The sequence below is a fragment of the Anaerosalibacter bizertensis genome (assembly GCF_009696605.1).
Lineage (GTDB): Bacteria > Bacillota > Clostridia > Tissierellales > Sporanaerobacteraceae > Anaerosalibacter > Anaerosalibacter bizertensis.
Map to the genome: position 1 here is coordinate 48,361 of NZ_VULR01000001.1, position 21,622 is coordinate 69,982.

The 21,622-nt window shown below is 30.9% G+C and carries 17 protein-coding genes and 1 other RNA gene; 1 reads left to right on the plus strand and 17 read right to left on the minus strand.

The features are described 5' to 3' along the window. Positions 1-17 precede the first annotated feature (17 nt). On the minus strand, positions 18-1,208 hold the full coding sequence (locus FYJ27_RS00215; RefSeq protein WP_154481329.1) for a M20 metallopeptidase family protein: 1,191 nt from the start codon (positions 1,206-1,208) through the stop codon (positions 18-20). Between the two features lie 107 nt (positions 1,209-1,315). On the opposite strand from FYJ27_RS00215, the gene FYJ27_RS00220 reads away from it, so the two are divergent. Then, on the plus strand, positions 1,316-2,053 hold the full coding sequence (locus tag FYJ27_RS00220) for a polysaccharide deacetylase family protein (RefSeq protein WP_154481332.1): 738 nt from the start codon (positions 1,316-1,318) through the stop codon (positions 2,051-2,053). Between the two features lie 1,271 nt (positions 2,054-3,324). Here FYJ27_RS00220 and FYJ27_RS00225 read toward each other — a convergent pair. The 16 genes from FYJ27_RS00225 to rpoN form a co-directional block, all read right to left on the minus strand. Beyond that, the gene (locus FYJ27_RS00225; protein ID WP_154481335.1) at positions 3,325-3,564 is read right to left on the minus strand and encodes a hypothetical protein; all 240 of its coding nucleotides are present in this window, start codon (positions 3,562-3,564) and stop codon (positions 3,325-3,327) included. Between the two features lie 53 nt (positions 3,565-3,617). Then, positions 3,618-3,967: a transfer-messenger RNA gene (gene ssrA / locus FYJ27_RS00230) on the minus strand. Positions 3,968-3,972: 5 nt separating this feature from the next. Then, positions 3,973-4,434 carry an SsrA-binding protein SmpB gene (gene smpB, locus FYJ27_RS00235; protein WP_154481338.1) on the minus strand — a complete coding sequence of 154 codons (462 nt, stop codon included), beginning with the start codon at positions 4,432-4,434 and terminating at the stop codon, positions 3,973-3,975. 183 nt (positions 4,435-4,617) lie between these two features. Then, positions 4,618-6,732 (minus strand): ribonuclease R, encoded by a 2,115-nt coding sequence (gene rnr / locus FYJ27_RS00240; RefSeq protein ID WP_154481341.1) that lies wholly within the window; start codon positions 6,730-6,732, stop codon positions 4,618-4,620. A gap of 114 nt (positions 6,733-6,846) precedes the next feature. After that, on the minus strand, positions 6,847-8,013 hold the full coding sequence (locus FYJ27_RS00245; RefSeq protein ID WP_154481344.1) for a D-alanine--D-alanine ligase family protein: 1,167 nt from the start codon (positions 8,011-8,013) through the stop codon (positions 6,847-6,849). 17 nt (positions 8,014-8,030) lie between these two features. After that, positions 8,031-9,179 (minus strand): UDP-N-acetylmuramoyl-tripeptide--D-alanyl-D-alanine ligase, encoded by a 1,149-nt coding sequence (locus tag FYJ27_RS00250; protein ID WP_226808155.1) that lies wholly within the window; start codon positions 9,177-9,179, stop codon positions 8,031-8,033. Positions 9,180-9,660: 481 nt separating this feature from the next. Further along, positions 9,661-10,428 (minus strand): alpha/beta fold hydrolase, encoded by a 768-nt coding sequence (locus tag FYJ27_RS00255; RefSeq protein WP_154481350.1) that lies wholly within the window; start codon positions 10,426-10,428, stop codon positions 9,661-9,663. Between the two features lie 183 nt (positions 10,429-10,611). Continuing rightward, entirely contained in the window at positions 10,612-12,612 is a 2,001-nt protein-coding gene (locus tag FYJ27_RS00260; RefSeq protein WP_154481353.1) for a sodium-translocating pyrophosphatase, read from the minus strand. A gap of 19 nt (positions 12,613-12,631) precedes the next feature. Then, on the minus strand, positions 12,632-12,859 hold the full coding sequence (gene secG, locus FYJ27_RS00265) for a preprotein translocase subunit SecG (protein ID WP_216385497.1): 228 nt from the start codon (positions 12,857-12,859) through the stop codon (positions 12,632-12,634). A gap of 168 nt (positions 12,860-13,027) precedes the next feature. Then, entirely contained in the window at positions 13,028-14,320 is a 1,293-nt protein-coding gene (eno, locus tag FYJ27_RS00270; protein ID WP_154481359.1) for a phosphopyruvate hydratase, read from the minus strand. A gap of 4 nt (positions 14,321-14,324) precedes the next feature. Beyond that, positions 14,325-15,866, minus strand: a complete 1,542-nt coding sequence (gene gpmI / locus FYJ27_RS00275; protein ID WP_154481362.1) for a 2,3-bisphosphoglycerate-independent phosphoglycerate mutase — start codon at positions 15,864-15,866, stop codon at positions 14,325-14,327. A gap of 14 nt (positions 15,867-15,880) precedes the next feature. Beyond that, a complete protein-coding gene (gene tpiA, locus FYJ27_RS00280) occupies positions 15,881-16,627 on the minus strand; it encodes a triose-phosphate isomerase (RefSeq protein WP_154481365.1) in 747 nt (248 codons plus the stop codon). Positions 16,628-16,641: 14 nt separating this feature from the next. Beyond that, positions 16,642-17,835 (minus strand): phosphoglycerate kinase, encoded by a 1,194-nt coding sequence (locus FYJ27_RS00285; RefSeq protein ID WP_154481368.1) that lies wholly within the window; start codon positions 17,833-17,835, stop codon positions 16,642-16,644. Positions 17,836-17,902: 67 nt separating this feature from the next. Continuing rightward, positions 17,903-18,907, minus strand: a complete 1,005-nt coding sequence (gene gap, locus FYJ27_RS00290; RefSeq protein ID WP_154481371.1) for a type I glyceraldehyde-3-phosphate dehydrogenase — start codon at positions 18,905-18,907, stop codon at positions 17,903-17,905. A gap of 48 nt (positions 18,908-18,955) precedes the next feature. Next, positions 18,956-19,981: a sugar-binding transcriptional regulator gene (locus FYJ27_RS00295; protein ID WP_154481374.1), complete on the minus strand. Its 1,026-nt coding sequence runs from the start codon at positions 19,979-19,981 to the stop codon at positions 18,956-18,958. Positions 19,982-20,224: 243 nt separating this feature from the next. Next, the gene (gene rpoN, locus FYJ27_RS00300) at positions 20,225-21,610 is read right to left on the minus strand and encodes an RNA polymerase factor sigma-54 (protein ID WP_154481377.1); all 1,386 of its coding nucleotides are present in this window, start codon (positions 21,608-21,610) and stop codon (positions 20,225-20,227) included. Positions 21,611-21,622 lie beyond the last annotated feature (12 nt).

Consider the following 21,622-nt stretch of genomic DNA (forward strand, 5'->3'; position numbering starts at 1 on the left):
ATCCCTCCTCAAAATCTTCAATATCTAGTTAAAAAACTTAATACATTTTTACATTGTAATAATACCCCAATTTTAAGACAGTTTTCATCAATATCAAATAGTGGTGTATGAGCCTCATGGACTATTCCATTCTCTTCATTTCTGGAGCCTAAATTGAAAAAAGCTCCTGGAACACTTTCTGCAAAATAGGAAAAATCCTCTACTCCAAAACTAGGATGTTTTATATTTATTATATTTTCTGCTCCAAGTAGATCCTCTCCATTATTATATACAATATCTACCATGCTGTCATTATTTATAAGGGAAGTATAACTTTTTTCCCGTATAACTTCACCTTTTCCACCCATTGATAAAGCTATGTTTTCAACTATATCTATTAATTCTTTCATAACTTTTTCTCTTGTAATTGGATCTAAAGTCCTTACTATACCCTCCATTTCAACTTTATCTGCTACTATATTCCTAGCTTCCCCTCCATGAATAGTCCCTATAGTTATTACTGCTGAATTTCTTGGATCTACTCTTCTACTTACAATAGTTTGAATAGTAGTTACTATTTGTGAAGCAATAGCTATAGCATCTATTCCTAAATCAGGATAGGCTCCATGACTATTTTTACCATGAATAATTATTTTAATCATATCTGAACTAGCATTCATTTGACCATATCTTATACCTATTTCTCCTATTTCTATTCCATTAGATACATGAAGGCCAAATATTCCATCAACTTTTGGGTTTTCTAGAACTCCTTCTTCTATCATTGGTTTTGCTCCTCCCACAGTTTCTTCTGCTGGTTGGAAAATCAACTTTACATTTCCTTTAAATTTATCTTTAAGCTCATTAAGTACTTTAGCTGCTCCAAGTAATATGGCAGTATGTGCATCATGTCCACAAGCATGCATTTTTCCTTTTATTTTAGATTTATAAGGTATTTCTTTTTTATCTTCCATAGGAAGGGCATCTATATCTGCCCTTAAGGCCACAGTTTTCCCTCCTGCTTTTCCTTTAATAATACCTACAACTCCTGTATTTGCAATATCTTTTTCATATTCAATACCCATTTCTTCTAAATATTCTACTATCTTATCTCTAGTCCTGTATTCTTCCATTCCCAATTCTGGATACATATGAAAATCTCTTCTTGTCTTTATTAAAAAGTCTTCGATTTCATTAACCTTCTTCTCTAATTCTTTATTAGAAATCATTTTTTCCTCCTATTTTTTAATTTAAATATATTTAATTTTGAATATATTTAAATCTATTATAATAAGCTATTATATAACAATAAAATACATTTAGAAAGGGGCACAAAATGAATAAAAAAATATCCTTAGTAATTATAATTGTTGTAATATTAAGTATTTTAACTATAAAATACACACAAAGAAGGAGTAGATTTACTTTTGGAAATAACTATGCACAAGTAATAAAAAAAGGTACAAAAGAAGAAAAAATCATAGCTTTAACTTTTGATGATGGTCCACATCCAGATTTTACCCCTAAAATACTGGATATATTAAAAAAATATGATGTAAAAGCAACTTTTTTTATTCTTGGTCAACATGGACAAATGTATCCAGATATACTAAAAAGACAAGTAGAAGAAGGTCATGAAATTGGAAATCATACTTTCTCTCATATAAATATTAAAAAAACACCTGAAGAAAAAATTAGAGAGGAATTTTATAAAACTCAAGAGGTAATTTATTCTATAACAAATACAGAACCTAGGTTATTTAGACCACCTTATGGAATCTATAATGATCTAGCCATAAATCTTGCTAATGAAAATAATTGTTCTATAGTGTTATGGACCCCTCATCAAGATTCTAAAGACTGGGGTAATCCAGAAGTGGAAGAAATAATAGATACAACTGTTTCTAAAATAGAAAATGGAGATATTATCCTATTCCATGACTATATTTATGATGAAAAAAGCAATACCATAGAAGCATTAGAATATATAATACCAGAGTTAAAAAATAGAGGATATAAGTTTGTAACTATGTCTGAGTTAATAGATTTATCGGTGAAACAAGTATCCCATTAAAAAACTTGATTAGATTTTGGTCTAATCAAGTTTTTTATGTAAAAATGAATTCACCAACCTAGTAATTCTTTGTTGATTTTGGGGACTTCAATGCTAGCTATTTATGTTTTTCCGTATGAAGTAAATCCTGATATAGAGATTGTTATCAAAGGACAATTCCCATATGCAAGATATATGTCTTTTACTTTAGCTGGCCAACTGGGACAATGTCATAGCTACAGCTCCTGATAGAGTGTTAATTCCAGGCCCTAGAAATACCAATCCTTTCTTGCCTGGTGCTAATTGGAATACAGATAATCGTAATTACACTATAAAAATCCGTTCTATTCCTCCACCACAAAGCTCCGAGCATTTTATTCCGGAGGCAGGCAATAACACCTTTTGTGCGGGAACTTTAAAAGATAGCACACCTAATAAATTTGGACTCATTGGGATACGAATTTATGTTCCCAGCATTGGCCATGATAAAACAGGTGGTGTAGGACTTCCTAAAATCACTTACTGTACCGCGAAAAAGATCGTAGAGATACAAGCATTTCCGAAACTGATGCTAAAACTACTCAGCCTGAGAATCCACTAAACCCAGCAGATGTTTTTAGCAAAGAAACTTCCTTCCAGCATTGTTGTGATTGCAATGATAAACATGACAATAATAAATGCTCTTGTTAGTGTCTAGAATGTTTATTGCATAATAGAATTTCTCAAAATTGCAAAAAACATTACAGGCACCACACTATGAAATTATCCTTGTAATCTCAATTACAATGGAAGAATGGCTTAAGGCTTCTAATAAAGATTTAGTGCCAGCCCTCATCAGATATTAAATATTACTTTATCTGATGAGGGCTGATGTGAGTATAGTTCTGTATAATGGAAGATATATTAGCAGCTAAAAAGTGCACCTACCTATAAAGGTTTTTAATATATATTCTAGTATATAGATGACATATGATTAAACCAATATAAAAAATCTTTCTTCCTTTTAATAGGTACTCCTATTGAATATAATATAAAAGATAGGACAAAACTGAATATAAAATTATATTACATCAACTCTACAAATTGTATTTTATCTATTTATGTAAAGCATAATCATTATAACAAATGAAATTAAATTATATCCACAGTGTTGCAAACATACAACTCAAAATTGAATCTGTTTTAATGAAAAGAAGCCCAAGTATAATTCCACAAATAAAAGCAGAAAACGTCTAAACCATATTAAAATGAAGCAGGATATAGATTTTCAAATATTGGGTCAAAACATTTATCTAAAAAAAATAGAATAGTATAGAACAGCCAACTGCTAAGAGAATATTTATAATTGTAATATTCTCAAAAACTCTAACTTTATAACCTTGAACCATCGGATTCTGATTTTTTATACTATTATCATCTTCTATAACTACCTTATCTATAATAAATATCCATAAAACTTCATCAAAATCTGTTAAAATTGTATCTTGGCTACCTTTTCTAACCTTGTTTTCTTGCTGCTTTCCAAAAAACAATAAAACCCCTTGAAATCAAGGAGCTTACACTGTAACAATATTTAATTTATATTTGGTGGAGACGGTGGGAGTCGAACCCACGTCCGAAAGTACTTTATAAGGAGTTTCTCCGAGTGCAGCTATTGATTTAGTATTCGCTAAATATAACGCCCAATAGCAAGCTTTATATCTAGCTATCTCCAAAGTCCACTATAGGTTGGAGAAGGCCTATAGCAGTTCCCCACTATAAATGACACTCTATTCTAGTAGGTGGGACTACTAGGTAGAGCGACAGCGTTTAAATTACGCTGCTAATGCTAAATTATCGTCTGCGTTTAAATTTAAGTGCCACTTTTTACGTTGTTTGGCGACAACGACTCGCTACTCCTTACTCCATACTCCCGTCGAAACCAGTTTCGTCCCCAAGTATTAGTATCTTTCTTTAAATTCTCTTTGTATCTTTCTTTCTACTTCTTTTTTAGCTATGCTTTCTCTTTTATCATAAAGTTTCTTACCTTTTGCAATAGCTAATTCGACCTTTACAAGTCCATTTTTTATATAAACAGTTATTGGAACTAGTGTATATCCTTTTTGAGCTGTATATCCTATTAATTTATTAATCTCTCTTTTATTGAGAAGAAGTTTTCTTTTCCTAGTAGGATCTTCATTATATCTATTTCCCTGTTCATAAGGGCTGATATGCATATTATAAAGAAATACTTCTCCATTTTCTACCAAAGCATGGCTATCTTTTATATTACATCTACCTTGTCTTATAGATTTTACCTCTGTTCCTTTTAAAACTATACCTGCTTCTATTGAATCTTCTATAAAATAATCATGCCTTGCTCTTCTATTCTTCGCCATTACTTTAACATTACTTTTTCCCATTTCAATCACCATGCCTATTTTTGAGAGTCCATTTAATATAGTATCAAATTTTCAGAAATATGTCAATATCTTAGATAGTTCAAATGAAAATAAGTAAGTATCTCCTTCTTTTGATATAATACCAAAAGTCAAAAGAGATACTTTACTTATTATTAAATATTTTTATATTAATAATACTCTAACTTACTCAATTAACATAAAATCAATCTTTCCTCTAAGAACATCTGCCCCTATAACTTTTATTTTTACTTCATCACCTATTCTATATTTCTTTTTAGTTAATTCTCCCATTATATAATATTTTTCTTCATCATAATAATAATAGTCATCTAGCATATTGCTAAAATGTACAAGACCTTCAATAGTATTTTCAAGTTGAACAAATATACCAAAATGGGTCAAGGATGAAATCATGCCATCATATTCATTCCCTATTCTTTCTTTCATGTATTGAGCTTTCTTTAAGTCTTCCACATCTCTTTCAGCTTCTTCTGCTATTCTTTCCATAGTAGAAGATTGTTCAGCTATTTGAGGAAGTTTAGATTCTATTTGTTCTATTGTACTAGATTTTAATCTGCCATTTATATATTCTTTTATTATCCTATGAATTTCTAAATCTGGATATCTTCTTATAGGGGAAGTAAAATGACAATAATACTTAGCTGCAAGACCAAAATGCCCACCTATTTCACTGCTGTACTTAGCTTTTTTAAGGGATCTTAGTAATAACTTGTTAAGAAGTTCCTCTTCTTTTTTACCTTTTACTTCAACCATAAGATTTTGTAATTCTTTAGGGTGAACTTCTTTACTCCCTTTCAAATTATAACCAAAATTGTGTATAAATTTATTAAACTCTTCTATTTCATCTGCATCAGGATCCTCATGAACCCTATATATGAGAGGAATTTGGGCCCAATACATGTTTTCTGCTATGGTTTCATTACATACGAGCATAAATTCTTCTATCATTTTATTAGCAATTCGTCTTTCTTCTTTTCTTATATCAACTGGTCTTCCTTCCTCATCTAAAATTATTTCAGTTTCAGGAAAGTCAAAATCTAAACTACCTCTTTTCTCCCTTTTCTTCTTTAAAATATGGCATAGTTCTTCCATATAAACAAGTTCTTTATATATATGGTTATATCTATCTTTAAGTTCTTTGTCACCTTTTTCTAATATATCTGATATATCATCGTATATAAGTCTTTCTTTACTTTCTATTACGCTTTCAATTATTGTATGCTCTTTTACATTACCATTTTTATCTATTTCCATAAATACTGAAAGGGTAAGTCTAGGTTCATTAGGGTTTAAACTGCAGATGCCATTGGACAATTCCTTTGGTAACATTGGAATAACCCTATCTACTAGATATACACTATTTCCCCTCTTCAATGCTTCTTTATCAAGAGGGCTATTTTCTTTAACATAATGAGATACATCGGCAATGTGAACTCCCAATTTATAATTTCCGTTTTCTAATTTTTCTATAGATACAGCATCATCAAAATCTTTAGCATCTTCTCCATCTATAGTAAATGTAGTTAAATCCCTTAAATCTACTCTTCTTTCTATTTCCTCTTGGGTAACAATTTGTTCAATATTATCTACCTGATTTAATACTTTATTAGGAAATTCTTCAGGTAAATTAAATTGCTTAATTACAGATAATATATCTGTCCCTTTTTCATCAATATAACCAAGGACTTCTATTACTTTTCCTTCAGGGTTTCTTCTTTTTTCAGGCCATCTGGTTATTTCCACGATTACCTTCTGATTAGGTAATGCATTGTTCATATGTGCCTTTGGTATAAATACATCCATACTTATTCTTCGATCATCAGGTAAGACAAAACCAAAATTCTTGCTACTTTCAAAAGTTCCTACAATAGTAGGATTACCCCTGTCTAATATGCGAAGGATTTCTCCTTCTTCTCTTCTTCCCTCTTCACTTCTCTTAATTATTCTAGATACAACTTTATCACCATGTAGTGCTCCGTTCATATTTTCAGATGATATATATATATCATCCCTATCTTTTTTCTCTGGTATAACAAAACCATACCCTTTTTCATTTCCTTCTAACTTTCCTATAACTAAATTCATCTTTTCAGGTAAACCATATCTTTCATTCCTAGTTTTTATTATGGTTCCTTCTTTCTCCATATCCTCTAATACCTTGTAAAACTCTTCTTCATAGTTTTTTTCTATTTCAAATGTACTGGCCAATTCTTCCCTAGTCATAGGTTTATATAATTTTTCTTCCATAAAATTTAAAATGTTTATTTTTATACTCATCTTTTTCACTCTCCATTAGTGATAATTATTTCCTTATCTGGTTAAAGTATATTACCCTTTAATTTTAATTTTAACCTATTTTATAAAAAATAATGTAAGATATATTAATATATCTTACATTTTCCCTGTTTTGCCGCCAAACTGTATCTTATTAAATAAATCTGCATCATAGGAATACATGTTTTTTTCTTTTTCATCATAAACTTTTAATGCAATATCTATCATTTCATTTATTAATTGTTTAAACGAGATACCTTTTCCTTCCCAAAGATAGTATGCAATAGAACCTGGCAAAGTATTTATCTCATTGATATATACTTTGTTTTTCTGGTCTAATAAAAAATCTATTCTAGCGTTCCCTCTTCCATCTATTGCTTTGAAAGACTTTTTAGCAATAGTTTCAATTTCTGCTCTAATTTCATCTTCTATATCTGCTGGTATTCTTCTTCTTTCTTCTCCTCCATATTTCGCATTACTATTTACATATTTATCTTCATAAGAAAGAAATTCTTGCCATCCTAATGGTTCTTCACATAAAGATGTTTTTAAATTTTCATCATAACCTATAACAGCACAATTTATCTCTCTTGGATTTTCAATAGCTTTTTCTACAATTATTTTTCTATCATATCTAATTGCTATTTCCACTCCATTAATTAAGGAATTTCTATCTATTGCTTTAGAAATACCAACACTAGATCCTAAATTAGCTGGCTTAATAAAAAGTGGATATTTAAGCTTATTTTCAATTTCTTCTAAGATTTCTTCCCTATTTTCTATCCATTTTGATCTATAAAACCAGGTATAATCTACTATTGGTAGATTATTGGATTTGAATACATCTTTCATCAAAATCTTATCCATACCTACACTTGAAGCTAATACGTTGCTGCCTACATATGGTACATTCATAAGTTCAAATAAACCTTGAATAGTACCATCTTCTCCATTAGTTCCGTGGATAGCTGGAAAAATTATATCTACCTTTCCTACTATCTTCTTTCTAAAAATACCTGCCTTATTTGGAATAGCATATAAATTAAAATCATTATGTGTGGGACTAATCATTATCTCTTCTGTATCTTCAAAATTATTGTGTTTAAAATTTTCAAAATCAAATAAACCATTTCCAGTAAGCCATTTTCCTTCTTTATTAATGTATATTGGAACTACATCATATTTATCTTTATCTATATTTTCCATTATTTGAAGACCAGTAATTATCGAAACCTCGTGTTCTACACTTCTGCCACCAAATACTACTCCAACATTTTTTTTCATTTTACATCCTCCTTAAACTATTCTTCATAGTTATCAGGTAAATCATTTTCAAATAATACTACATCTTTAGGTCTAACAATTTTTTGAAACTCTTTTGTAGCCTCATCTAAGTTTTGTACAACAATTATATTATTTTCATTATACCCTGATTCTTTTAACCCTTTATAAATAGGTTTAGTCCTATTTTTACCTACCAATATTACATAATCGCATACAGTGCTCATTCTAACTCCAAACTCTCTATTTGATTCTTCTTCCTTATCACCTAGTTCAACCATTCCAGGAGTTATTATTATCTTCCTACCTTCTTTAAATTGGTTTAAGACTTCTAGTGCTGCTTTTACTCCTACAGGATTTGAATTAAAAGTATCATCTATAACTATAACACCTGTTCCTGGATTAATGATATTCAACCTATGGGGTATAGGTTCAATTTTTGCTATTCCTCGTCTTATTTCTTCAAATGTAAGTCCCAATGCTTTTGCTACACTAGCTCCTGCCAGTATATTATATATATTATGCTTTCCTAGAAGTTTAGTTGTACATTTTATTTCTTCTCCACTTTTATCTTTTAAAATAAAACTAGATCCTAATTCTGATACTTCTATATCTGTAGCATAAATATCTAGTTTTTCTTGATTTTCTAATCCATATAATATTTTTTCTTTAAATGTTTTATCTGCTAATTTTCTAAGGTATTTATTGTCATAATTAAATATAGCTATCCCATCACTTGGTAACTCTTCTATAAGCTCATATTTCGTTTTCATTATATTTTCAATGTTTTTAAAAGTTTCTAAATGGGCTGGCCCTATAGATGTAATAACTCCTATTTTAGGATGTACTAGCTTAGCAATTTCCTTTATATCTCCAATATACCTAGCACCCATTTCTGCTATAAAAATTTCATAGTCATTTGTCAATTTGCTATTTATCACTTTACTAATGCCCATAGGAGTATTATAACTTTCAGGAGTTTTCAACACCCTATATTTTTCTTTCAATATAGTATCTACAATGAATTTAGTACTGGTTTTACCAAAGCTTCCTGTTATGCCAACAGTATCTAAATCATCCATAGACTTTATCTTTTCTTGAGCCATTGTATAATAATATGTATTTATTCTTTTTTCAATTGGATTTACTATAGTATTAGCTAATATCATATTCCTTCCCTGTAAAAAATTGATTATAAATAGTCCGTATAAAATTATAGTAATACTGGTTTTTCCGTTTGGAAATAAAATTTTAATTATTATAAACAATATTAATAATTGCAAAATATTAACTAAGAGGGATGAAATATATAGCCTTTTCGCCCTAGGTGTAAATTCTAATTTCTTTTTAGGTTCCTCTTTTTTAAAATCTAATGTACCTAGAGTTAAAAGCACCCATAATCCAATATATATATATAATAGAATATTACTTTTAATAAATATAATGTATAATAATAAAACGGCAGTTAATATTATGAAGGAAATTTTTATTTTTTTTGGATAAGCTTTTGTCGAGGTTTTGATCCATCTTTTATATTCCTCATTTTTATACCCTTCTAATTGAATCATGTGTAAAAAAAACTTCGACCTAAATATAATTATTAGCATCCAGAGCAAGACAAAAATATAAAGCATTTTATCCAATACCATTTCATTTACCTCCTAATAAAAAGGTTTTTAATATAACGGAAAACCTTCTAAAATCATCTAAATACGAATAATGACCTGCTCCCTGAAGAACTACAAGACCACTATCCTTTATTTTCTTTTCCATTATTTCACCCATATATACAGGGGTTGCTGTATCATTCCCCCCCCAAATAAGTAATGTAGAAGCTTTGATATCTTTTAAATGTGGTTCCAAATCTTCGTTTACCACCTTCACTAAAATTCTCCTCATAATACCTGAGGCTTCTTGATAATCTGTGGAACCAAATTTTTTATAAAATTTTTCCATTCTTTCTTTATTATCCTTCCAGAAAAAAAGAATATTGTATAGGAATTTTAAAGTTTTAAAACTATAGACCTTGATATAATATTTTAAACTTCTTTTTGGAATAAGCCCTGCACTATCGATTAAAACCATTTTCTTTACTAGATTATTATATTGACTACTAAGTACTATAGAAACTCTTCCACCAAAAGAATGTCCTATTAGTATAACTTCCTCCATTCCCATTTTATCTATAAACTTTTTGGTAATCCTTGCATAATCATATACTCCATAAATTTCTTTCGGTTCTTGACTTTCCCCAAATCCTGGGAAATCCAATGCATAGACTTTGAAATCCTTCTTTAATAAATTAAATATGGGCATCATAGTATCAATATTTGCTCCCCAACCATGTAAAAGCAAAACATTTGAACCTTTACCTTCCACACTATAATGTATATCTAATCCTTCTATTTGGACTCTCATATTTATCTTCCTCACTAATCTTTTTAATTCATATTATTATCCTACTATATATGATTATAACAAATACCAATTTTTTATTTCAATAAAATCAAATTAATTAGAAAATCATGCCAATTAATATATATATTATACCATATAATACATATTAAAAGGTCCCTCAAATTGAGGGACCTTTTATCTATCTTATTTAAATAATATTCCACCATATTTAACAAATAACTGTGCAAAAACTAATGATACTACAGTCATAAGTTTAATTAATATATTTATTGATGGACCAGAAGTATCTTTAAATGGATCCCCTACTGTGTCACCAACTACAGCTGCTTTATGAGCTTCACTTCCCTTTCCACCATTATTTCCATCTTCTATATGTTTCTTAGCATTATCCCATGCTCCACCAGCATTTGCCATAAATATGGCCATTAACACACCAGTTACTAAAGCTCCTGCTAGTAATCCGCCTAGAGCTTCTGTTCCTAATACAATTCCTACAACTACAGGAACAACTACTGCTAGTAATCCTGGAATAATCATTTCCCTTAGTGCTGCTTGAGTACTTATATCTACACAAGTACTATACTCTGGTGTTGCCTTTCCTTCCATAATTCCTGGAATTTCTTTAAATTGTCTTCTAACTTCTTCTATCATACTAAATGCTGCTTTTCCAACAGCCTCCATAGTAATAGCTGAGAATAAGAATGGAAGCATTCCTCCAATAAATAATCCTGCTATAACAGCTGGACTAGTTAAATCTATTCCTTCTAAGTTAACTGCTTGAGTATAAGAAGCGAATAATGCTAAAGCTGTTAGTGCAGCTGAACCTATTGCAAATCCTTTACCTACAGCTGCAGTAGTGTTTCCTACTGAATCCAATGTATCTGTAATTTCACGTACATCTTCAGGTAGATCACACATTTCTGCAATTCCACCAGCATTATCTGCTATAGGTCCATAAGCATCAACTGCTATTGTCATACCTGCTGTTGAAAGCATACCTACAGCTGCTAATGCTATACCATATAATCCTTCTGCAGCATCAGCCGCACCATTTGAAGCATAAAAAGCTACTAATATTCCTATAGCTATAACAATTATTGGTCCTGCTGTTGAAGCCATACCTACAGAAAGACCGCCAATAATATTTGTTGAAGCACCTGTTTCAGATTCATCTGCTATTCTTTTTACTGGAGCATGATCGGCAGATGTATAATATTCAGTAATTCTTGCAATTATAAGACCTACAATAAGACCTGCAACTATAGAAATAAAAGGTCTATTAGAACCTAATATTGGCTTACTAAATACAAATGCAAATATTATAGTTATTACTGAACTTACTACTGTTCCTGTATTTAAAGCTTTTTGTGGATCTTTATCTCCTTTTACAAAGAATACTCCTATTATTGAAGCAATAACACCTACAGCCGCAAGTGCTAATGCATAACTAACACCACTTTCTCCATAGGATGCTAATCCAAGGGTTATAGCTGATATAATAGCTCCTACATAGGATTCAAATAAATCAGCACCCATTCCTGCTACGTCTCCTACATTATCTCCTACGTTGTCTGCAATTACAGCTGGGTTTCTTGGATCATCTTCAGGAATTCCTGCTTCTACTTTTCCAACCAAGTCTGCTCCAACGTCAGCTGCTTTTGTATATATTCCTCCACCAACACGAGCGAAAAGTGCTATTGAAGAAGCTCCTAGTGCAAATCCTGTGATTATATCTGGATCACCAAATAGTATGTATAATAGTCCTACACCAAATATTCCAAGTCCTACTACACACATTCCCATAACAGCTCCACCAGAAAATGCTACTTCTAGTGCACTGTTCATTCCACCTTCTTTAGCTGCATTTGCAGTTCTTACATTAGCTTTTGTAGCCACTCTCATACCAAAGTAACCTGCAAGTATTGAAAAAATTGCTCCTAATAAGAAAGAAATTGCAGTTTTAATATTTATTATTGCTAAAATAACAAATAATACAATTACGAATATTGTTAGAGAACGATATTCTCTTTTTAAAAATGCCATCGCACCTTCTTGAATATATGATGCAATTTCTTGCATCCTATCATTTCCTGGGTTTACTTTATTAACTGCACTTGCCTTATATATAGCAAATAAAAGAGCTAGTACCCCTACAATAGGTGCAATTATAATAGCCTTATCCATATTTACTTTTACCTCCTTTTTATTGTATAGACGCCAGTACTAATGCAGATATTATAAATAAAGCAGCTGATATAGTAGTCAGCCTACTTAACGTATCTTCAAAGCTTTGGCCTTTATTCTTACCCCATATACTCTCAGCACCGCCACCTATTGTTCCAAGACCTTGAGACTTTCCAGGTTGTAACAATATAGTAGCTATTAAAAACAAACTAGAAATAATAATAATAATAGAAAACAAAGTTTTCACTATTCCACCTCCTGTTTCCCATATGAAAAACAACTTAGAGCCTTTGCAAACAACAATATTTTACCATAGGGATTATATAAAATCAATAGTAAATGAAGACAGATCAATTTCCAAAAATAAATAGTAAGGTTAACCTTACTATTTATTTTTGGAATATTTTATGCAATATTATTTTTTTAAATTATAGAATGCATTGATTCCTCTGTATTCGCTAATATCGCCTAGCATATCTTCAATTCTTAATAGTTGATTATATTTAGCTACCCTATCTGTTCTAGATGGAGCCCCAGTCTTTATTTGTCCTGCATTAGTACCAACAACTAAATCTGCTATAGTTGTATCTTCTGTTTCTCCAGATCTATGAGATACTACTGCAGTATACCCATGAACTTTCGCCATTTCTATAGTATTTAACGTTTCAGTTAAAGTACCTATTTGATTTAGTTTTACAAGTACAGAGTTTGACACGCCTAGTTCAATACCTTTTTCTAATCTTTCAGTATTAGTTACAAATAAATCATCACCAACTATTTGAATCTTATCTCCTAATCTTTCAGTCATTAGCTTCCAGCCTTCCCAATCTTCTTCAGCTAGACCATCTTCTATGGATATGATTGGATACTTATTTACCATTTCTTCATAATAGTTTACTAATTCTTCTACTGTATATTCTTTTCCTTCTCCTGCTAAAATATACATCTTTTTCTCTTCATCGTATATTTCTGTTGCAGCTACGTCTAGTGCTAAGCGAACATCTTCTCCTGGCTTATATCCTGCTTTTTCTATAGCTTCTACTATTGTTTTAAGTGCTTCTTCATTACTAGTCAAGTTTGGAGCAAATCCACCTTCATCACCAACTGCCGTATTTAATCCTTTATCTTTAAGTACAGCTTTTAGACTATGGAATACTTCAGCACCCATTTGAAGTGCCTCTCTAAAACTATTGGCTCCTACTGGCATTATCATAAATTCTTGAATATCTACATTATTATCTGCATGTTCTCCCCCATTTAAAATATTCATCATTGGTACAGGAAGAACTTTTCCATTTACTCCACCAATATATTGATAAAGAGGAAGTCCTAATTCATTAGCTGCTGCTCTAGCCACTGCTAATGATGCTCCAAGTATAGCGTTGGCTCCTAATTTTCCTTTGTTATCTGTTCCATCTAATTCAATAAGTACTTGATCTATTCCTACTTGATCCAATACATTCATTCCAATAATTTCTGGAGCTATTATACTGTTTACATTGTCTACAGCCTTCATTACTCCTTTTCCTAAATATCTGTCTTTATCTCCGTCTCTGAGTTCAACAGCCTCAAAAGCTCCTGTAGAAGCTCCTGAAGGTACTAGTGCTCTTCCAAAGGCATCTGTTTCTGTCCAAACTTCTACTTCTACTGTTGGATTACCTCTTGAATCTAATACTTCTCTTGCGTATACATCGGTTATCATTGTCATAAAACTAATCCTCCTTTAAAATAAGTGATTTACCTGTCATTTCTTTTGGAGCTTCAAGCCCCATCATATCAAGTAATGTAGGGGAAATATCTGCAAGTATTCCTTCTCTTAATTTTATGTTTTTTTCTCCCACTATTATACAAGGTACTTTGTTAGTTGTATGAGAAGTTATAACGCTATTGTCCCTTTCATCTATCATTTCTTCTGCATTCCCATGATCTGCAGTAATCAATAGTTTTCCATCTCTTTTTTCTATTTCTTCTACTATTTCTCCTAAACAACTATCAACAGTCTCTATAGCTTTTATAGCCGCCTGTAAGTCTCCTGTATGTCCTACCATATCTGGATTTGCAAAGTTTAAAACTATAAGATCATACTCATCCACCTTAATCCTCTTTATTACTTCATCTTTTAATTTAACAGCACTCATTTCTGGTTGCATATCATAAGTAGCAACTTTAGGTGAAGGTATCAATACTCTATCTTCTCTAATATTGGGTTTTTCTACACCACCATTAAAAAAGAAGGTTACATGAGCATACTTTTCAGTTTCAGCTGTCCTTAGTTGCTTCAATCCTAATTTACTTATATATTCTCCTAAAGTATTTTTGTGTTTTTCAGGCTTATAAACTACATGAACATTTTCAATGGTCTTATCATATTGGGTCATTGTTACAAAAAATGTATCTACTTTCTTTTCTCTATTGAAGCCATCAAAATCCTCATCTACTATAGCTCTAGTTATTTGTCTAGCTCTATCTGGTCTAAAGTTAAAAAATACAATAGAATCTCCATCATTTATTAAACCAACTGGTTCATTATTTTCATTTATAACTGTAGGAACAACAAATTCATCTAGTATTTCTTCTTTATAAGATTTTTCTACAGCTTCTACAGCTGAAGTTGATTGTTTCCCTTTTCCTAAAACCATAGCATCATATGCTAGTTTAGTCCTTTCCCATCTCTTATCCCTATCCATAGCATAGTATCTTCCTGAAACTGTAGCGATTTTTCCTATACCAATTTCCTTGATCTTTTCTTCTAATTCCTCTACATAGCCTTTTCCACTAGTAGGTGGTACATCTCTACCATCTAAAAAAGCATGTATATATACATTATCTATATCATGTTTTTTCATTAATTTTAAAAGAGCATAGAGATGAGTATTGTGGCTATGCACTCCTCCATCAGATACTAAACCCATTATATGAATACTACTTTTATTCTTTTTTGCATTATTTATTGCTTGCAAAAATTCTTCTTTTTCAAAAAAATCTCCATCTTCAATAGATTTTGTAATCCTAGTTAATTCTTGATATACTATTCTTCCAGCTCCAATATTCAAATGGCCAACTTCTGAGTTGCCCATTTGGCCATCTGGAAGGCCTACTGATAATCCACTTGCACCTAGTTTAGTACTAGGCCACTCTTTTTTAAGTCTATTGAAATTAGGGGTATTAGCAAGCTCTACTGCATTTCCTTCATATTTTTTACCTATACCCCAACCATCTAATATTGTAAGCATTACTGGTTTTTTCTTATACATAATTAAAGCCTCCATTAAAAGTTAATAAGTTTTAAAAAGTCTTTAGCCTTTAAACTAGCACCGCCAACCAATGCTCCATCTATATCAGATTCATTCATTATCTCATTTATATTAGCTGGCTTGACACTTCCTCCATACTGTATTCTTATCTTTTCAGAAATGTCTTTACCATATTTATTCCCAATAATCTCTCTAATAAAACTTATTATATCATTTGCATCTTTACTTGAGGCTGTTTTACCAGTTCCTATTGCCCAAATGGGCTCATAGGCAATTACAATGTTTTTTAATAATTTTTCTTCTATTCCTTCTATAGCTTTTAAAACTTGTCTTTCAACTATTTCTTTTTCTTTACCGCTTTCCCTTTCTTCCAGGGTTTCTCCTACACATATTATTGGATTTATGCCATATTTTAATGCAGCTTTTGCTTTTTTATTTACAGTTTCATCAGTTTCATTGAAATACTGCCTTCTTTCAGAATGACCTATTATTACATAGTCAATATCTATTTCTTTAAGCATTAATGGAGATATTTCGCCTGTATAAGCTCCGCTATCTTCCCAATGCATATTTTGTGCTCCAAGTTTTATATCTGTTCCATCTATTTCTTTCTTAACTTCCATTAAATCTGTAAAAGGAACACATAGAACTGCTTCTACATTGGAATTTCTTTCTTGATTTTTTATGTCCTTTACTAGTTCTAATGCTTCTTTTACAGTTTTATTCATCTTCCAATTTCCTGCAATAATTGGTGTACGCATGAAAATACCTCCTCTTATTTTTCACTTATAGCAGCAATACCTGGTAATTCTTTTCCTTCCAAGAATTCTAAAGAAGCTCCTCCACCTGTTGAAATATGGGTCATCTTATCTTTAAATCCAGCCTTTTCAACTGCTGAAGCACTATCTCCTCCACCGATTATAGTTATAGCTTTAGTTTCTGCCATAGCTTTTGCAACAGCTTCTGTTCCAATTTTGAAGTTTTCCATTTCAAATACGCCCATTGGTCCATTCCATACAACTGTTTTAGCATCTTTTATTGCTTCGCTAAATAGCTTTACTGTTCCTGTTCCTATATCTAAACCCATCATATCTTCTGGAATACTGTCTATCTTTACAGTCTTAAATTCAGTATCATTTTTAAATTCTTTTGCTACTACTACATCTACTGGAAGTAAAATTTTTACATCTTTTTCATCCGCTTTTTTAAGTAAATCACCAGCTAAGTCTAGTTTATCTTCTTCAAGTAAAGAAGTCCCTATACCATATCCTTTTGCTTTTAAGAATGTATAAGCCATTCCTCCACCTATAAGTATAGTATCAACTTTTTCAAGTAAATTTTCAATAACTCCTATTTTATCTGAAACCTTTGCTCCTCCAAGTATAGCAACAAAAGGTCTTTCTGGATTTTCTAAAGCCTTACCCATTACTTCTATTTCTTTTTTAACTAAAAAACCTACAGCTGAAGGTAAAAAGCTTGAAACTCCAACATTTGAAGCATGAGATCTATGAGAAGTCCCAAAAGCATCGTTTACAAACAAATCACCAAGGGAGGCTAATTCTTTAGCAAATGCTTCATCATTTTTCTTCTCTTCATTTCTAAATCTAGTATTTTCTAATAAAACTACATCCCCATTATTCATATTATTTACTATTTCTTTTACATCTTCACTAATAACTTTATCATCTTTAGCAAATGTCACTTCTTTATTTAAAAGCTCTGACAATCTATTGGCTACTGGTTCTAAACTATATTTAGGATCTGCCTCTCCTTTTGGTCTACCTAAATGGGACATAAGCACTACCTTTCCACCATTTTCAATTAAATAATTTATAGTAGGAAGAGCACTTACAATTCTTGTATCATCAGTTATTTTGCCATTATCATCCATAGGAACATTAAAGTCACATCTAACTAATACCCTTTTGCCTTCTACTTTTAAATCTTCTACAGTCTTCTTATTTAACATATTTTATCACCTCTTAATAATATAGTTGGTAAAAGCCGGTCTTGAAATTCAAGACCGGTTTAATATGTTACTTATTTGCAATATAGCTTACTAAGTCTACTACTCTATAAGAATATCCCCATTCATTATCGTACCAAGAAACTACTTTTACCATATTATCAATAACCATTGTAGACAATCCATCTACTATTGAAGAACGTGGGTCTCCTTTGTAGTCAATTGAAACTAATGGCTCTTCTGAGAATCCAAGAACCCCTTTCATATCTCCTTCACTAGCTTCTTTCAATGCTTTATTCACTTCTTCTGCAGTTGTTGGTTTTTCAACTTCAAATACAACATCTACGATGGATACTGTTGGAGTTGGAACTCTCATTGCAAAGCCATTTAACTTTCCTTTAAGTTCTGGTATTACTAATGCAACTGCTTTAGCAGCTCCTGTTGTTGTAGGTACAATTGATTCTGCTGCTGCCCTAGCTCTTCTTAAATCTTTGTGTCTCTTATCCAATAATCTTTGATCTCCTGTATATGAGTGAACTGTAGTCATAAGACCTTTCTTCACTCCAAATTTATCTACTATTACCTTTGCAACTGGTGCAAGACAGTTTGTTGTACAAGAAGCATTTGAAATTATGTGATGTTTTTCTGGATCATAATCTTTTTCATTAACTCCCATAACTATGGTAACATCTTCATTTTTAGCTGGTGCAGTAATTACTACTTTCTTTGCTCCTGCTTTAATATGTTTGGAAGCTCCTTCTCTGTCCTTAAATACTCCTGTTGAATCAATTACTAAATCTACTCCCAATTCTTTCCAAGGTATTTCTTCTGGGTTTCTGTGATCTGTTCTTTTAACTTCTTTGCCGTTTATAATAAATGAATCTTCTGTTGTTTCAATAGTCCCATTAAATTTACCATATAGTGAATCATATTTAAATAAATGTGCTAAAGTATCAATATCACCTGATGCATTAACTGCTACTACATCAAAATCTTTTATGCCTTCCTCCATATAAATTCTTAAAACATCTCTTCCTATTCTACCAAATCCATTTATACCTACTTTTAAACTCATATATACTCCTCCTTAAAATTAATATTTATTTTTAGCTACAAATGTAGCTTAATTAACTAATTTTAAAATCTTTCTAGCTGCTCCTTCATCCGTTACTAATATCATATCTTCCCTAATGCTAGATATAGAAATTATTGCTTCTGCTTTTTTTTCTCCTCCTGCAACTCCAATTACATTATTTACTTTTTTAAAGTCTACAAGAGATAATCCTACTGTTATAGATTCCCATACCCTATTGCCATTTGTATCAAAATAATGTCCAAAAGCTTCAGCTACTGCACCTCTATCTATTAATTCTTCAATAGTTTCTTCAGATACCTTTCTTCTTTCTGCCATTACATCTGCCCTTCCTATTCCAAAGACAAGTATGTCTAGTTTTTTTATTATATCTACAAACTCTTTGACTTCAGAAACCTTTAAAAGAGCATTTATAGCTTCTTGTTCAATATTATCTGGCACATGCAAAAGTCTGTAATTTCCATCTAATTTTTTAGCTAAATTAGCAGCTATACTATTAGCTTGAGTTTCTACATCTTTACCTAGTCCTCCTCTAGCAGGAAGTACTAAAATATCATTAGCTACTTTTCCTTTTGGCATCTCTTCAGCTACTTGAGCCATTGTAGTTCCTCCAGTTATTCCTATAATACTATTTTTTTTAATCATCTTCTTTAAAAATCTTGCAGCAGTTCTACCCATATCTTTCAAAACTAATTTACTTTCATCAGAATTTCCAGGAACAACTAGAACTTTTCTAATATTCAATTTGTTTTCTAATGCACTTTCTAATTCAGTCAATCCTTTTATTATATGAATTAAGTCTTTTATATCTTCTAAAAGAACTTTCCCTTCATTAGTTACATACATACCCATAGATTCAATATTTAATAAACCTTGATTTTTTAAAATATTCACTTCTGTCCTAATAGTTCTTTCTCCCATGCCTAACTGATTAGCTAAAGATCTTCTTCCAATAGGTTGATTATAATATATATTTCTTAAAATATCATACCTATTTTCTAAGATATCAATTAATTCTGGTGCTATTTTTTTTTCTAATTCAATAATTTTTTTCAATAAAAACACCTCTTAAAATTAGAAAGCCAAATATTTCTATCATATGATATTATGTACATAAATACTTTATATAATTCTACATGGGCAGATAATGTCCCCCTATGTCTTTTTTGTCCCACTAGATTCAAAAAAATATTTTCTTTAAAATCATATATTTTCCTAATACAATTCTATTATAGAATAAAATTTGTTTTTTTTCAAGTCAAACATAAAAAGCTTCTATTCATTTTTTGAATAGAAGCTTCAATATCTTCTCCTTATTGAAGATGAAGGTATATCCATTTCATCTCTATATTTAGCTACAGTTCTTCTTGAAATTGATATACTTTTTCCTTTTAAAATATTTGATATCTTTTGATCACTTAAAGGTTTTTTAGGATCTTCTTTCTCTATTAAATCTCTAATCATAGCTTTAATACTAGTAGCCGATACATCACCTTTTCCACTAGTTACTCCGCTTGTAAAAAAGTACTTAAGCTCAAAAAGTCCCCTAGGAGTCTGTATATACTTTCCATTAGTTGCTCTACTTACAGTAGATTCATGAACCCCTATATCATCTGCTACATCTTTTAACGTTAATGGTTTTAAAGCTTTCTCTCCTCTTTCAAAAAAATCTTTTTGAAATTTTAATATGGACTCAACTACATTATATATAGTCATTCTTCGCTGTTCTATACTTTTTATAACCCACATAGCTGAATTTAATTTATCAGTTAGAAATTCAATTATATTTGGATCATCTGATTTAGACATAAGTTCCCTATAAAATCTATTAATATTTAGCCTTGGAGCTGTAATATCATTTAGTATAATAATATATTCCCCATCTAAATATCTTAATGTAATATCTGGAGTAATATACTTTACCTCTTCAACATCACCTGAAAAACATCTTCCAGGTTTGGGTTCTAACGTTTTAATATAGTCACAAATATCTTGAACCTTTTTTAGTTCTATACCTAATTCTTTAGACATTTTAAGAAGTCTATTGTGTGCCACATCTTCTAAATAATCTTCAACAATCCTATATACATTTTCATCATCAATATTTCTATCTTTAAGTTGAATTATTAAACATTCTTTTAAATCTCTTGCGCCTACGCCAACGGGATCGAAAGTTTGTATCTGTAGTAAAACCTTTTCCACTCTTTCTAAAGAGACATGTAAATCTTCAGCTAAACTATCAATAGGTGTAACTAAATAACCATTTTCATCAATACTCTCAATAATGATTTTTCCAATTAACCTATCGATTTTATCACAAATATTTAAATTTAATTGAAGTAATAAATGTTCTTTTAAAGATGATGAATGGGTGACAAAGTTATCATAAGTAACTTCTTTTTCATTTTTATCTCTTGGTGATGAAATGGTATAGCTTATATCATCATAGTTTCCTAAAAACTCCTCCCAATCAATCTCTTCATTTTTAGATTCTATTTCATCTATGTTTTCATGTTCTTTAGAATTATTTTTTACTTCTAGCAATGGATTTATTTCCATTTCGTTTTCTAAATATTGATTTAGTTCTTGACTAGTAAATTGAAGTAACTGAATCGCTTGTCTCAATTCAGGTGTCATTACCAACTTTTGAGCTTGCTCAAGGGTTAAGTCATAACCTAATCTCATAAAAGCTCACTC